The organism is Pseudomonas vranovensis DSM 16006 (genome assembly GCF_000425805.1).
Classification (GTDB): Bacteria; Pseudomonadota; Gammaproteobacteria; order Pseudomonadales; family Pseudomonadaceae; genus Aquipseudomonas; species Aquipseudomonas vranovensis.
In genome coordinates, this window is sequence record NZ_KE384456.1 from 240,095 (window position 1) to 254,460 (window position 14,366).

At 62.6% G+C, this 14,366-nt stretch carries 11 protein-coding genes; all 11 read right to left on the bottom strand.

Translation table 11 applies throughout. The features are described 5' to 3' along the window. Positions 1-51: 51 nt before the first annotated feature. Positions 52-2,823 (bottom strand): hybrid sensor histidine kinase/response regulator, encoded by a 2,772-nt coding sequence (locus tag H621_RS0123620; RefSeq protein WP_028945747.1) that lies wholly within the window; start codon positions 2,821-2,823, stop codon positions 52-54. Positions 2,824-2,958: 135 nt separating this feature from the next. Beyond that, on the bottom strand, positions 2,959-4,254 hold the full coding sequence (gene purD / locus H621_RS0123625) for a phosphoribosylamine--glycine ligase (protein ID WP_028945748.1): 1,296 nt from the start codon (positions 4,252-4,254) through the stop codon (positions 2,959-2,961). A 128-nt stretch (positions 4,255-4,382) separates the two neighbouring features. Continuing rightward, entirely contained in the window at positions 4,383-5,990 is a 1,608-nt protein-coding gene (gene purH / locus H621_RS0123630; protein WP_028945749.1) for a bifunctional phosphoribosylaminoimidazolecarboxamide formyltransferase/IMP cyclohydrolase, read from the bottom strand. An 82-nt stretch (positions 5,991-6,072) separates the two neighbouring features. Further along, positions 6,073-6,393 (bottom strand): DNA-binding transcriptional regulator Fis, encoded by a 321-nt coding sequence (gene fis / locus H621_RS0123635; protein WP_003186237.1) that lies wholly within the window; start codon positions 6,391-6,393, stop codon positions 6,073-6,075. Beyond that, complete coding sequence (dusB, locus tag H621_RS0123640) at positions 6,390-7,403, bottom strand: tRNA dihydrouridine synthase DusB (protein WP_028945750.1); 1,014 nt, start codon at positions 7,401-7,403, stop codon at positions 6,390-6,392. The genes fis and dusB overlap by 4 nt, the downstream gene beginning before the upstream one ends. Before the next feature lie 156 nt (positions 7,404-7,559). Beyond that, positions 7,560-8,825, bottom strand: coding sequence for a DUF3426 domain-containing protein (locus H621_RS0123645; protein WP_028945751.1), 1,266 nt, complete (start codon positions 8,823-8,825; stop codon positions 7,560-7,562). A gap of 40 nt (positions 8,826-8,865) precedes the next feature. Continuing rightward, entirely contained in the window at positions 8,866-9,744 is an 879-nt protein-coding gene (gene prmA / locus H621_RS0123650; RefSeq protein WP_028945752.1) for a 50S ribosomal protein L11 methyltransferase, read from the bottom strand. A gap of 192 nt (positions 9,745-9,936) precedes the next feature. Continuing rightward, positions 9,937-11,292: an acetyl-CoA carboxylase biotin carboxylase subunit gene (accC, locus tag H621_RS0123655; RefSeq protein ID WP_028945753.1), complete on the bottom strand. Its 1,356-nt coding sequence runs from the start codon at positions 11,290-11,292 to the stop codon at positions 9,937-9,939. Between the two features lie 17 nt (positions 11,293-11,309). Then, positions 11,310-11,768, bottom strand: a complete 459-nt coding sequence (gene accB, locus H621_RS0123660) for an acetyl-CoA carboxylase biotin carboxyl carrier protein (protein WP_028945754.1) — start codon at positions 11,766-11,768, stop codon at positions 11,310-11,312. A 98-nt stretch (positions 11,769-11,866) separates the two neighbouring features. Next, on the bottom strand, positions 11,867-12,319 hold the full coding sequence (aroQ, locus tag H621_RS0123665; protein ID WP_028945755.1) for a type II 3-dehydroquinate dehydratase: 453 nt from the start codon (positions 12,317-12,319) through the stop codon (positions 11,867-11,869). A gap of 173 nt (positions 12,320-12,492) precedes the next feature. Beyond that, positions 12,493-14,271 (bottom strand): protein-disulfide reductase DsbD, encoded by a 1,779-nt coding sequence (locus H621_RS0123670; protein ID WP_028945756.1) that lies wholly within the window; start codon positions 14,269-14,271, stop codon positions 12,493-12,495. Between the last annotated feature and the right edge of the window lie 95 nt (positions 14,272-14,366).

The following is a 14,366-nucleotide window of genomic DNA, read 5'->3' on the forward strand; positions in this document are numbered from 1 at the left end:
GGCTCGCGACGGCAGGGGAACGTGAAGGAAGTGTATCAGGCGTGCGCGGGTTTACGGGGTGGACACCTGGGTGGACTCGGCCTCGCGACGGGCAACCCAGTGTTCGATCAACTCACGCAGTTGTGACAACTCGACGGGCTTGGCCATGTGGCCGTCCATGCCGGCAAGGCGCGCGCGCTCCTTGTGCTCGGCCAGGATATGCGCGGTCAGGGCGACGACCGGGGTACGCTTGCGGTGGTTGGCAACTTCCCAGATGCGCAGCTGTTGGGTGGCCGAGAAACCATCGAGCACTGGCATTTCACAGTCCATCAGTACCAGGTCGTAGTGGTGGGTCTTCATCGCCTGCAGGGCTTCTTCACCATTGCTTGCGGTATCCGGTTCCAGGCTGAGCTTGCCGAGCATGCCGCGAATGACCTTGGTCGAGATGCTGTTGTCTTCGGCTACCAGGATGCGGAAGTCGCTCGGCAGGTTCAGCGGTGTCGCCAGGCTTACCGGTGCCGGCATGACGGGCTGGCCCTTGCTGCGCTGCGCCAGCTCTTCGGCGAGGGTGGTCTTGAGGGTATAGCCGGCCACGGGCTTGGCCAGGATTCGCTTAACCCCGGCATTGCGCGCGATGACTTTGCTCGGTGCGTTGCTGATGCCGGTGAGCATGACCAGCAGAATGTCATGGTTGAGGCTTGGGTCTTCCTTGATCTTGGCCGCCAGTTGCATGCCGGTCATGCCCGGCATGTTCTGGTCGAGCAGGACCGCATCGAAATAGTCGCGCAGATGTGCCTTGGTGCGCAGCAGGGCCAGTGCCTCCTTGCCCGAAGGCACGGCACTGACGTTCATGCCCCAGGCACTGCATTGCTGTACCAGCACTTTGCGGCATGTGTCATTGTCATCCACCACCAGCACACGGGCGCCGCGCAGCGGGCCATCGAGGTCGGCCGGGGGTTGTTCCAGGCGTTGCGGGTCGAGGGGCAGGGTGAGCCACAGGGTGTTGCCCATGCCATGGCTGGTCTTGATGCCGAACTCGCCTTGCATCAGGCTGATCAGTTGCTTGGCGATCACCAGGCCCAGGTGACCGCCCAGCTTGTTGCTGGAGAGGAAGTGCTTGCTGTGCAGCTCGGCCTGCAGCAGGGCTTCGCGCTCACCCGGGGAAATGGCTTCGCCACTGTCCTGCACGGCGATGCGCAGGCGCGGCGCGCTGCCACGCTGGTCGACCGCCACCACCAGCAGTATTTCTCCCTGCTCGGTGTTTTTCAGGGCGTTTTCCAGCAGGCTCAGCAGTGCCTGGCGCAGGCGTGTGGGGTCGCCACTGATTACCCGCGGCACCTGAGGCTGGGTGAAGCTGATCAGCTCGATGTTCTGCTGCTCGGCCTTGGCGCGGAAAATACTCAGGCAGTCCTCGATCAGGGCATTGAGGTCGAACTGCACATCGTCCAGCTCGATTTGCCCGGACTCGAGCTTTGAAATGTCGAGAATCTCGTTGATCAGCGTCAGCAGTTCATTGCCGGCACTGTGGATCGTCTGAACATAGTCGCGCTGCTTGACCGACAGCGGTGTGCCGAGCAGCAATTCGGTCATGCCCAGCACGCCGTTCATGGGGGTGCGGATTTCGTGGCTGATCTTCGCCAGGAACTCGGCCTTGGCGTTGATCTCGGCATTGCTGGCCGCCAGTTCGCGGCTGGCACTGAAACGTTCCTCACTGATGCGGCGCAGGCGCTCGCTGACGGCAAGGTTGAGCAGCAGGCCGCTGAAGCTGGCCATGCCCAGCAGAATGAACAGCAGCCATTGGGTTGGCGTGCGAGTCAGCCCGAGCAGGGCGGGCAGCACCACCAGGCAACCGATATTGAACGCCAGCATTGACAAGGCAAACAGACGCGCCGGTTCATAGCCCTTGTACCAGTGGTAGCTGGCCGTCAGCAGCATGGTGAGGCTACCAACGGCGAACAGGACGTAGGTCATCAGGTTGAGCGGCAAGGTATCGACGAACAGCAGCAGCAAGCCGCTGAGCCCGACCACGATCATTTCTACCTGTAGCACGCGCGCCAGGCGTGGCTGGCCGCAGGGGCGGAAAAACCGCAGGGTGAAGGTCAGGCCGGCAAGGCTGGCGAGCAAGGCGGTCAGGTAGGCGGCAGGCGTCTGTGCCGAATGCCACATGCTCCACCATGGGCCGCTGAGATTGAGCAGGATCAGCGCACTGAGCAGCATCAGCCCGTGATAGGCCGCCAGGCTCAGGCTGGTGGAGGAACGCGAATAAGCGAAGCGGATCAGGTTGTGCAGCATCAGCATCAGCAGGCAGCCGAACAGCAGGCCGAACAACAATGCCTGGCGCTGGTCGGCGGCTACGTTGACGGCCGGCTCGAGGCTGATGGCCGGGCGTAGTTGATGCTCGGAGACCAGCCGCAGGTAGATATCCAGGGTGTGGGCACTGTTGGGCAGGGCCAGGATGTGATCACTGCTGCGCACGCTGGGAAAGCCGTTTTCCGAGGGGCGGCCGTTGTGCATTTGTTTGATCAACTGGTCGCCATCGAGGGCGTACAGGTCAAGACGGGAGAGGTCGGGCGCGAAGATCCGCAGCAGTTGTTCGTGCTGCCCGGGTTCCAGGCGGTAATGCAACCACAGCGCCTGGTCTGGCGTTGCGGCATTGAGTTGGTCCAGTTCGAGGGGGCTGAACTGGTTGCGGTAGCGTTCGGAACGTACGTCGCTAAGCTGCAGGCTGGCTTGTTCGTCGAGCAAAACTGCCCACCCACTGCCGTGGTCCGCCGAAACCGGGAACAGGCAGAGCAGGGTCAGCAGGCTGACGGTGAGGCCTATGGCGATCCTGAGCCAACGCACGACGAGATCCCTTCTTAGCAAAAGTGCCGAATGTTAACTATGCGCGGCGCGCCAAGGCGAAGGCAAGGCCCAGACGGGCCCTGTCGACGAGCCGGAGGCAGCGCGCCGATGGCGTCGCTGCTTGCGGGCGCTTTATTACTCTTGATGCTCGCCACGTTCACGGGCAATGGCGCGGTAGCCGATGTCCGTACGGTAGAAACTGCCTTCCCAGTTGATTTCGGCAGCCAGGCGATAGGCTTGCTGCTGAGCGGCCTCGACGGTTTCACCCAGGGCAGTGGCGCACAGCACCCGACCACCGGTGGCAACCACGTGGCCGTCCTTGAGGGCGGTACCGGCATGGAACACCTTGCCGGTCAGCTTGGCCGCAGCGTCCAGGCCGTTGATGGCCGCGCCCTTGCTGTAGTCGCCAGGGTAGCCGCCTGCCGCCAGGACCACGCCCAGGCTTGGTTGCGGGTTCCACTGGGCTTCGACTTTATCCAGGGCCTTGGCGAAGGCGGCCTCGATCAGCAGGACCAGGCTCGACTCCAGGCGCAGCATGACTGGCTGGGTTTCCGGGTCGCCGAAGCGGCAGTTGAATTCGATCACTTTCGGGTTGCCGGCTTTGTCGATCATCAGGCCTGCGTACAGGAAACCGGTGTAGACGTTGCCTTCTTCGGCCATGCCGCGCACGGTCGGCCAGATCACCTGGTCCATGACACGCTGGTGTACCTCGGCAGTCACCACAGGCGCCGGGGAGTAGGCGCCCATGCCGCCGGTGTTGGGGCCGGTATCGCCGTCGCCGACGCGCTTGTGGTCCTGGCTGGTGGCCATGGGCAGCACGTTCTGACCGTCGACCATGACGATGAAGCTGGCTTCTTCGCCGTCGAGGAACTCTTCGATGACCACGCGCGAACCGGCTTCACCAAAGGCATTGCCAGCGAGCATGTCGCGGACGGCATCTTCGGCTTCACCCAGGGTCATGGCAACGATCACGCCCTTGCCCGCGGCCAGGCCGTCGGCCTTGATCACGATGGGAGCACCTTTTTCGCGCAGGTAAGCCAGGGCCGGCTCGATCTCGGTGAAATTCTGGTAGTCGGCCGTCGGGATCTTGTGGCGAGCCAGGAAGTCCTTGGTGAACGCCTTGGAGCCTTCCAGCTGGGCAGCGCCCTTGGTCGGACCAAAGCAGTCCAGGCCGCGACTGCGGAACAGGTCGACAACACCGGCGACCAGCGGGCCTTCAGGGCCGACGATGGTCAGGGCAACGTTCTGTTCGGCGAAGTCGGCCAGTTGCTCCAGGGCAGTGACGTCGATCTCGACGTTCTCGCACTTGGCTTCGGTGGCGGTACCGGCGTTGCCCGGGGCTACGAAGACTTTCTCGACCCGCGGGTCCTGAGCGACTTTCCAGGCCAGGGCGTGTTCACGACCGCCGCTACCGATAATCAAAACTTTCATGTCAAAACCTCGATGACGCTAATTCGGAGGGCGCGGCTCTTTGTGGGAGCGGGCTTGGCCCGCGATGCGCTGCAATGGATAAAGCGCGATCGCGGGGCAAGCCCGCTTCTACATCAAGCCTGCGCGTATCAGTGGCGGAAGTGGCGCATGCCGGTGAAGACCATGGCGATGCCGGCCTCGTCGGCTGCGGCAATCACTTCGGCGTCACGCATCGAGCCGCCTGGCTGGATGACGGCAGTGATACCCACTTTAGCTGCATTGTCGATACCGTCACGGAACGGGAAGAATGCGTCCGATGCCATGACCGCACCCTGTACCTGCAGGCCCGCATGCTCGGCCTTGATTGCAGCAATGCGAGCAGAGTTCACGCGGCTCATCTGGCCGGCGCCGACACCGATGGTCTGGCGGTTCTTGGCGTAGACGATGGCGTTGGACTTGACGTACTTGGCCACTTTCCAGGCGAAGATCAGGTCGTGGATCTCTTGCTCGGTCGGAGCACGCTGGGTGACCACTTTCAGGTCGCCTTCGGTGATCATGCCAATGTCGCGGCTCTGTACCAGCAGGCCGCCGGTGACGCGCTTGTAGTCCCAGGCAGCGGCACGTTCGGCCGACCACTGGCCGCAGGCCAGCAGGCGCACGTTGGCCTTGGCGGCAACCACGGCGCGGGCTTCTTCGCTGACGCTAGGGGCGATGATCACTTCGACGAACTGGCGCTCGACAATGGCCTTGGCGGTTTCGGCATCCAGCTCGCGGTTGAAGGCGATGATGCCGCCGAAGGCCGACTCGGTGTCGGTGGCGTAGGCCAGTTCGTAAGCCTGGCGGATACCGCCTTCGGCATCCGGGCTTACCGCCACGCCGCACGGGTTGGCGTGCTTGACGATGACGCAGGCCGGCTTGACGAAGCTCTTCACGCATTCCAGCGCAGCGTCGGTGTCGGCCACGTTGTTGTACGACAGTTCCTTGCCCTGCAGTTGGACTGCAGTGGCGATGCCGGCTTCGGCAGGCTTGGACTCGACATAGAACGCCGCGCTCTGGTGCGGGTTCTCGCCGTAGCGCATTTCCTGGGCCTTGACGAACTGGCTGTTGAAGGTGCGCGGGAACTCGCTGCGGCCGGAAGTCGAGAGGGTTTCAGCGGCTTGGTTCACGGTGCCCATGTAGTTGGCGATCATGCCGTCGTAGGCGGCGGTGTGCTCGAACGCCTTGAGCATCAGGTCAAAGCGCTGGGCGTAGGTCAGGCCACCGGCCTTGAGGCTTTCCAGCACTTGGCCGTAGTCGCTGGCGTTGACCACGATAGCGACGTCTTTGTGGTTCTTGGCGGCCGAGCGGACCATGGTCGGGCCACCGATGTCGATGTTCTCGATGGCGGTCGGCAGGTCACAGCCTGGCTTGGAGATGGTCGCTTCGAAGGGGTACAGGTTGACGGCAACCAGGTCGATCGGCTTGATGCCGTGCTCGGCCATGATGGCGTCATCAGTGCCACGGCGGCCGAGGATGCCACCGTGGATCTTCGGGTGCAGGGTTTTGACCCGGCCATCCATCATTTCGGCGAAGCCGGTGTAATCGGCAACTTCCACCGCGGCAACGCCATTGTCCTGGAGCAACTTGAAGGTGCCGCCGGTGGACAGGATCTCGACGCCGAGCTGTTGCAGCTCACGGGCGAATTCAAGGATCCCGGTCTTGTCGGAGACGCTGATCAAGGCGCGGCGGATCGGCAGGCGGGTAGTCTGGTCGGTCATTTCAGATTCCATAACGCGGTGGAGTCAGCAAAAAAGGCGACCTCATCGAATGGGAGCCGCCTTTTCTGGTTTGGATGCTGGCTTACAACAAATCGTACTGCTTGAGTTTCTTGCGCAAGGTGCCGCGGTTGAGCCCGAGCAGCTCGCTGGCCTTGGTCTGGTTGCCCTTGACGTAATTCATCACGCTTTCGAGCAACGGCGCCTCGACTTCCGAGAGCACCAGGTTGTACACGTCCGTGACGGCCGCGCCCTCCAGATGGGCGAAATAGTTGTGCAGCGCCTTTTCCACACTGCCGCGAAGGGTCTGACCTTCTTCGCTCGGTGTATTCAGGTGCTGTTTCAAGTTGACGTTGTCGCTCACGGGCGTTGTTCCACTCACTAAAGTCTCGGTCATCATCGTCATGCGGCCACCCCTTGTCCGTCCTCTGTCTCAAGGCTCTGTTCACGTTCGCGGAAAAAACCACGAACGTTGGCGCACTGCGCTTGCGTATCTTCCAAACGATTGAACTGGGCGCGAAACTCCCTGGCGCCCGGAAGCGTTGCCAAGTACCAGCCGACATGCTTGCGGGCAATGCGTACACCCATCACATCGCCATAGAAGGCGTGCAGGGCGGCCAGGTGCTCAAGCAGAATGCGTTCCACTTCTTCCAGCTGTGGCACCGGCAATTGCTCGCCGGTGCGCAGGTAATGCTCGATCTCGCGAAAGATCCAGGGCCGCCCCTGGGCAGCCCGGCCAACCAGCAAGCCGTCGGCTCCAGTCGCCTGGAGTACGGCCCGGGCCTTTTCTGGCGATGTGATATCGCCGTTGGCAAAAACCGGAATCGACACCGCCTGCTTGATCGCAGCGATGGTGTCGTACTCGGCTTCGCCGGTGTACAGGTCGGCGCGGGTTCGTCCATGGACCGCCAGCGCCTGGATGCCCGCCTGTTCGGCAATCTTCGCCACCGTCAGGCCGTTCTTGTTCGCCCGGTCCCAACCCGTGCGGATCTTCAGCGTGACCGGTACGTCCACGGCGGCAACCACCGCGTGGAGGATCTCGCTGACCAAGGCTTCATCTTTCAATAAAGCAGAGCCTGCAGCCTTGTTGCAGACTTTTTTTGCCGGGCAGCCCATGTTGATGTCGATGATCTGGGCGCCCGCCTCGACATTGGCCCGGGCCGCCGCTGCGAGCATCTGCGCGTCACCACCGGCGATCTGTACCGAGCGTGGCTCGGGATCACCTTCGTGAATCATGCGCAGGCGCGACTTGCGGCTGTTCCACAGGCTCATGTCGCTGCTGACCATCTCCGACACCACCAGGCCTGCACCCATTCGTCGGCAGAGCTGACGGAATGGCTGGTCCGTGACCCCGGCCATTGGCGCGAGGATCAGGTTGTTCTGCAGTGTGTATGGGCCGATGCGTACCGCCGACATAGGAGTTCCCTGTTGTGGGGCCGGATCATTAGAGTTCGAAAAAGGGTTGGCATGATACCCGCTCTCGGTGACCGGATAAAGATGGATTTGGATAAAATCTGAACAGCTGCGGCGTTATGCCCGCCAGTTTGGTGGGACGGGCATGCGTGCTCGGGACTATTCGGGGGAGCGGAAGCTGAGGCTGTAGTTAACGGCCTTGGGGCCCGGGTCGAGGATGTCCAGGGCGATGTGGATCGGCACCTGGCTGGGCATTTCACCCTTGCCGGCCAGTTCGCCGCTCAGGTATTCGGCGGGTTTGAAGCGCCGGCTGGCGATCAGTTGGCCGTTGAGGTCGGCAAAGCGCAATTCCAGCAGCGGGAACGGCTGGGTGAACGGTGCCCGGTTGTAGATGATCGCATCGACGATCAGGGCGCCGTTGAAGTCCGGATGGCTGCGGACCACCAGGTTGCTGCTTTTGATGCGGTCGATGTCGACCCGGGACGGGACCTTGCAGCCCACTTGCGGGCACAGCTGCTGGAACCACGGGCGGTACTGGTCCTGGCGGGCGAGTTCGTCGAAGTGGTACCAGATGTACTGGCCGGCCAGGGCCGCGGCGGCCAGCAGCACCAGCAATATCCACAGCAGACGCTTGCCCCAGTGGGCCTTGGGTTTCTGCCAGTCCAGTTGCAGTGGGTCGTCGACCAGATCGAGCAGGGGCTCTTTGCGTGCGGGGCGGCTGGAGGTCGGGCCCAGTCCGGGTTCACGGCGGTCGTCGTCCGCTTGCGGGGCGTCGAAGTCGTCTTCGGGCTCCTTGGCCGACAGGCGCTCCCCTGGTGGCTCATCGAGCTCGACGGCTGCTGGGCGCGTGGCTTGCGCGGGTTCATCGAGGTCTGCGTCCAGCGACTGCAGAGACAGCGAAGGCTCGGTGCGTTCGCCTGGGGCGGGGGCAAGATCCAGCGGCTCTTGCTCGATCAATGGCGGCAAAGGCTCATCCAGCACCTCGCCAGGGGCTTCGCGCTCGTTGGCAGGGGTGCTGAACAGGCTGTCAGGCCAATGCTGGTCGTCGGTTTCCGGTTCGTCGCGGTGAGCGCTGAGGCTGTCCTCGCGGGCGGCACCCGCCTTGAACTCGGTGGTCGGCTGGATTTCGCGCTGCTCGAGCCGAGCCAATTCCTGATCCAGGTCGAGCTGGTCGAGATCAAGCTCGGCAGCGCTCCACTCGCGTTGGCTGGCAGGCGCCGGTTGTACGGGAACCGGGGGTTCAACGACCGCAGGCTGGCTGACCGGATTTTGCGCCGCACTTTGTTCCAACAGCTGCTTGGCGGCGTTGAATACCTGGAGACAAGCGCCGCAACGCACCACGCCGCGGGCCACGCTCAACTGATTGTGGTTGACGCGAAAGCTGGTCTGGCAATGCGGGCACTGGGTGACGAAACTGTCGGTCATGCGGCGGTCCGGGTTGTGCAGAAAGTTATTCTAGGCCCACTTAACGGCGGCGACCACTGATGCGTACCCAGCCGTCACGGACGGTGATCGGGTCCAGGTCGAAGTCCTTGGCATAGGCTGCGGCCACTTCTTCGCCCTGTTCGGCGAGGATGCCCGACAGTGCCAGCAAGCCGCCCGGGCGAACCAGGGTGGACAGTTGCGGGGCGAGGGCTACCAGCGGACCGGCCAGAATGTTGGCCACCAGCACATCGGCCTGCATCGCCGGCATGTGTTCGGGCAGGTACAGGGCAAAGTGCTCGTCGGCGATGCCGTTGCGTCCGGCGTTGTCGCGGGAGGCTTCCAGCGCTTGCACGTCGATGTCGGTGCCGACCGCTTCGCGGGCGCCGAGCAGCAGGGCAGCGATTGCCAGGATGCCCGAGCCGCAACCGAAGTCGAGCACCTGGGCGCCGTTCAGGTCCTGGCCGTCCAGCCATTCCAGGCACAGGGCGGTGGTGGGGTGGGTGCCGGTACCAAAGGCCAGGCCCGGGTCGAGCAGCAGGTTGACTGCCTCAGGCTCGGGCGCGGCGTGCCAGCTCGGCACGATCCACAGGCGCTGGCCAAAACGCATTGGCTGGAAGTTGTCCATCCAACTGCGTTCCCAGTCCTGGTCTTCGATGACTTCGGCCTGGTGTTCCGGCAGCTCGGCGCCGGTCAGCAGTTGCAGGTGGGCGAACACGGCGGCGGCATCGGTATCGGCCTCGAACAGCGCCAGCAGGTGCGTGTGCGACCACAGCGGGGTGGTATTGAGGTCCGGTTCGAAAATCGGTTGGTCTTCGGCGTCCATGAAGGTGACCGAAACCGCGCCTACTTCGAGCAGGGCATCTTCATAGGTTTCGGCTTGATCCGGGCTGATGGCCAGACGTACTTGCAGCCAAGGCATGGTGGGCACCTTTGGGAAAATCTACAGGGGCAGCCCAGGGCTGCGAGAAGCCCGCCAGTTTACTTGAGTGCGAGGGGTTTGTGGGAATGGTTCGTGGGGGGCTTTGGGGATGCATCTCGGGTGTAGCCCGCTCCTGCGGGGAGCAAAAAAAGACCCCGGCATTGGCCGGGGTCTTTTTGCATCACTGTGGAATCACTCCTGGTTGGCCAGTTTGTGTTCCAGATAGTGAATGTTGACGCCACCTTTGCAGAAACCTTCATCACGCACCAGGTCACGGTGCAGCGGGATGTTGGTCTTGATACCGTCGACGACGATTTCGTCCAGGGCATTGCGCATGCGCGCCATGGCTTCGTCACGGTCCTTGCCGTAGGTGATCAGCTTGCCGATCAGCGAGTCGTAGTTCGGTGGAACCGCGTAACCGCTGTACAGGTGCGAGTCGACGCGAACGCCGTTGCCACCCGGGGCGTGGAAGTGCTTGACCGTGCCTGGGCTCGGAATGAACTTCTTCGGGTCTTCGGCGTTGATCCGGCACTCCAGCGAGTGACCGCGGATCACGACGTCATCCTGGGTGAGCGACAACTTGTTGCCAGCGGCGATGCTGAGCATCTCCTTGACGATGTCGATACCGGTGACCATCTCCGAAACAGGGTGCTCCACCTGAACACGGGTGTTCATTTCGATGAAGTAGAAGCGACCGTTTTCGTAGAGGAACTCGAAGGTGCCAGCGCCACGGTAGCCGATCTCGATGCAGGCATCGACACAGCGCTTGAAGACTTCCTGGCGGGCTTTTTCATCGATGCCCGGGGCCGGCGCTTCTTCCAGTACCTTCTGGTGGCGGCGCTGCAGCGAGCAGTCGCGGTCACCCAGGTGGATGGCGTTGCCCTGGCCGTCGGACAGTACCTGGACTTCCACATGGCGTGGGTTGGTCAGGAACTTCTCGAGGTAGACCATCGGGTTGCCGAACGCAGCACCGGCTTCGGTACGGGTCAGCTTGGCCGAGGAGATCAGGTCTTCTTCCTTGTGCACAACGCGCATACCGCGACCACCACCGCCACCGGCGGCCTTGATGATCACCGGGTAGCCGACTTCGCGAGCAATCGCCAGGGCGGTTTCTTCGTCTTCAGGCAGCGGGCCGTCAGAACCCGGTACGGTCGGTACGCCGGTCTTGATCATCGCGTCCTTGGCCGAAACCTTGTCGCCCATCAGGCGAATGGTGTCGGCTTTCGGGCCGATGAAGGCAAAGCCGGAGTTCTCCACCTGCTCGGCGAAGTCGGCGTTTTCAGCGAGGAAGCCGTAGCCTGGGTGAATGGCGGTAGCGCCGGTCACTTCGGCAGCGGCAATGATCGCCGGGATGTGCAGGTAGGAATCCTTGGACGAAGCAGGACCAATGCAGACCGACTCGTCTGCCAGGCCCAGGTGCATCAGTTCGCGGTCTGCCGTGGAGTGCACGGCGACGGTCTTGATGCCCAGCTCTTTGCAGGCACGCAGGATCCGCAGGGCAATTTCCCCGCGGTTGGCGATCAGGACTTTTTCCAGCTTCGCAGACATCGTTGGCTCTCCGCGGTTCAAACGATGGTGAACAGCGGCTGGTCGAACTCAACCGGCTGGCCGTCTTCTACCAGGATGGATTCGATCACACCGCTGGCTTCAGCTTCGATGTGGTTCATCATCTTCATGGCTTCGACGATGCACAGGGTGTCGCCTTTCTTCACGGTCTGGCCGACTTCAACGAAGGCTGGGGAGGAGGGCGAGGCCTTGCGGTAGAAGGTGCCGACCATTGGCGAGCGGGCAACGGTGCCGTTCAGTTTCGGTGCGGCGGCTTCGGCAGCAGGTGCGGCTGCAGCGGCGGCAGGCGCCGGGGCTGCGACAGGAGCGGCGACTGGAGCCGGAGCGTAGTACTGCTGGGCTGGGGTCTTGCTGTGACGGCTGATCCGTACGGATTCCTCGCCTTCCTTGATCTCCAGCTCGTCGATGCCAGATTCTTCCAGCAGTTCGATCAGTTTCTTGACTTTACGGATATCCATTAATCATCAACTCCCAAGGTTCGGTCAGGGGCGTAAATATAAAAACGTGTTTTCTAACGTTTCTTGTGAGCCCCGGCCTGCTGGCCAGGTGCTCGGTATCAGGGTTTGGCGTTGGCAGCCAGGTGTTCCAGGGCAGACTCCAGGGCCAGGCGGTAGCCGCTGGCACCCAGGCCGCAAATCACCCCTACGGCGACATCGGAAAAGTAGGAGTGATGGCGAAACGGCTCACGCTTGTGCACGTTCGACAGGTGCACTTCGATGAATGGGATGCTCACTGCCAGCAATGCGTCACGTAATGCGACGGATGTGTGTGTGAAAGCGGCCGGATTGATCAGGATGAAGTCGACGCCTTCGCTGCGCGCGGCATGGATGCGATCGATCAATTCGTACTCGGCGTTGCTTTGCAGGTACTGCAGGTGATGGCCGGCGGCGCGAGCGCGCTGTTCCAGGTCCTGGTTGATCTGGGCCAGAGTGACGGCGCCATAGACGCCCGGTTCGCGGGTACCGAGCAGGTTCAGGTTGGGGCCGTGCAGCACCAGTAGCGTTGCCATCTGTGGTTCCTTTTATCGTTAGGCACAAACGTTGCGCGGCGACTATGCCGTAAACCGGCGGGCAGTGTCCAGTTGCCGACAATAGCCAGCACGATGACCGAGATTCACGCCAAATATGTGACTAATTTATTAATTTCGGTCATCGATAATGACTTTTTGGCGGGCAGAAGAAGTTATAGACCCAGATCGGCGCGAATGCGCGTCAGATGCTCGGCAAATTCGCCGGCGTTTGTCTCGCCAACCACCCTGGCGCTGGCTTTTTCGCTGCCGTTCGCGGCAAAGAACAAGAGCGCAGGCGGACCAAACAGTTGATAGCGGTCGAGCAGGGCGCGCTGTTCGGCATTGCTTTGGGTGATGTCGAAACGCAGCAGCTTGTAGCCAACCAGCTGGCTTTTGACCGCAGGCGCAGCCAGCACTTCGTGCTCAATGACCTTGCAACTGATGCACCAGTCGGCATACCAGTCCAGCACCACAGGTTGCCCGGCGGCCTTGGCCTGGGCCAGGGCGCTGTCGAGGGCGGCCGGGGTGGTGATGGTTTGCCAGTCGCTTTGTGTCGCGCTCACGGGCTGGGCGCCAGAGGTTGGCGGCGGCAGGGGACGCAGCGCGTCGCTCTGGCCGCTCAGTGCGCCGTACCAGCAGGCCAGGGCATAGACCAGCAGGGCCAGGCCAAGCAGTTGCGCCAGGCGTTGCAGCGGAGTTTTCACCGTGAACTCCAGGGTGCCGAGGAACAACGCCACGCCGGCGCTCAACAATCCGACCAACAGCAGGGTCACCGGCCCTGGTAGTACCCGGCTGAGCAGGCCGATGGCCAGGCCCAGCAACAAAACGCCAATGGCATTCTTGACGGTGACCAGCCAGGGGCCGCTTTTTGGCAGCCAGGCCGCGCCGCCGGTGGCGACCAGCAACAGCGGGGCACCCATGCCCAGGCCCAGGGCAAACAGCTTCAAGGCCCCGCCCACGGCATCACCGCTGGCGCTGATATACAGCAGTGCGCCGGCCAAGGGTGCAGATACGCAAGGCGAGACCAGAAGGCTGGAGAACACCCCCAGGATCGCTGCGCCAATCAGCGAGCCGCCCTTGGTCCGGCCCACCAGCCGCTCCAGGCGCTGGCTGATGGCGTGGGGCAGTTTCAGCTCGAACAGGCCGAACATGGCCAGGGCGAAAACCACGAAAAACAATGAGAACGGTACCAGTACCCAGGCGGATTGCAGCCGCGCCTGCAGGTTCATGCCTGCACCAAACAGGCCCATCAGCGCACCCAGCAGAGCGAAACAGGCGGCCATCGGCAGGACATAGGCCAGCGACAGGGCAAAACCACGTAGCCCACCGACCTGGCCACGCAGCACCACACCGGAGAGGATCGGCAGCATCGGCAGAACGCAAGGGGTAAAAGTCAGGCCGACACCTGCGAGGAAGAACAGCAGCAGTTGTTTCCAGGTCCACCCCTGTGGGGCTGCAGGTGTATTGGCATCCGCCGCCGCAGCGCTGCCGTCGATGCTCAGGCGTACCGTTTCTGGCGGGTAGCACAGGCCTTTGTCGGCGCAGCCCTGATAACCCACGACCAGGGTAAACGCTCGGGGGTCGTTGGCTGGACGGGGGATATCGATATCGACAATGCCGTGATAGACCTCGACGTCGCCGAAGAACTCATCATGCTTGGCTTCGCCCGGCGGAATCTGCGCAGCGCCCAGGGCAATGTCGGCAGGTTCGGCGCGGAACTGGAAGCGGTGGCGATACAGGTAATAGCCGTCGGTAGCGACGAAGCGCAGCTTGAGGGTCTGGGCGTCGCTTTGTACCAGGCTCAGCTTGAAGGCTTCGTGTACGGGCAGGAAGTCTGCACTGTTGTTCAGTGAAGGCGCGCCCAGGGTGGCGCTGGGACGGTTGTCGAGCAGGCCGGCGCCGGCGGCGGGCAAGGCCAGAAGCAGGAACAGAAGGCAAAGCAGGCGGCGCATGGCGGTCTCGCAGTACAGATGTGGCTGCATGATAGCGGACTTTATGGCCATCGCGGGGCTGACGGGCATAACTGCCGTAGCCGCTGCCGCGAGGC

What these genes read in the sequence shown, in the direction of transcription:
- purD (WP_028945748.1), bottom strand. Translation starts at nt 4,254, where the DNA reads ATGAAAGTTTTGATTATCGGTAGCGGCGGTCGTGAACACGCCCTGGCC.
- purH (WP_028945749.1), bottom strand. Translation starts at nt 5,990, where the DNA reads ATGACCGACCAGACTACCCGCCTGCCGATCCGCCGCGCCTTGATCAGC.
- fis (WP_003186237.1), bottom strand. Translation starts at nt 6,393, where the DNA reads ATGACGATGATGACCGAGACTTTAGTGAGTGGAACAACGCCCGTGAGC.
- dusB (WP_028945750.1), bottom strand. Translation starts at nt 7,403, where the DNA reads ATGTCGGCGGTACGCATCGGCCCATACACACTGCAGAACAACCTGATC.
- H621_RS0123645 (WP_028945751.1), bottom strand. Translation starts at nt 8,825, where the DNA reads ATGACCGACAGTTTCGTCACCCAGTGCCCGCATTGCCAGACCAGCTTT.
- prmA (WP_028945752.1), bottom strand. Translation starts at nt 9,744, where the DNA reads ATGCCTTGGCTGCAAGTACGTCTGGCCATCAGCCCGGATCAAGCCGAA.
- accC (WP_028945753.1), bottom strand. Translation starts at nt 11,292, where the DNA reads ATGTCTGCGAAGCTGGAAAAAGTCCTGATCGCCAACCGCGGGGAAATT.
- accB (WP_028945754.1), bottom strand. Translation starts at nt 11,768, where the DNA reads ATGGATATCCGTAAAGTCAAGAAACTGATCGAACTGCTGGAAGAATCT.
- aroQ (WP_028945755.1), bottom strand. Translation starts at nt 12,319, where the DNA reads ATGGCAACGCTACTGGTGCTGCACGGCCCCAACCTGAACCTGCTCGGT.
- H621_RS0123670 (WP_028945756.1), bottom strand. Translation starts at nt 14,271, where the DNA reads ATGCGCCGCCTGCTTTGCCTTCTGTTCCTGCTTCTGGCCTTGCCCGCC.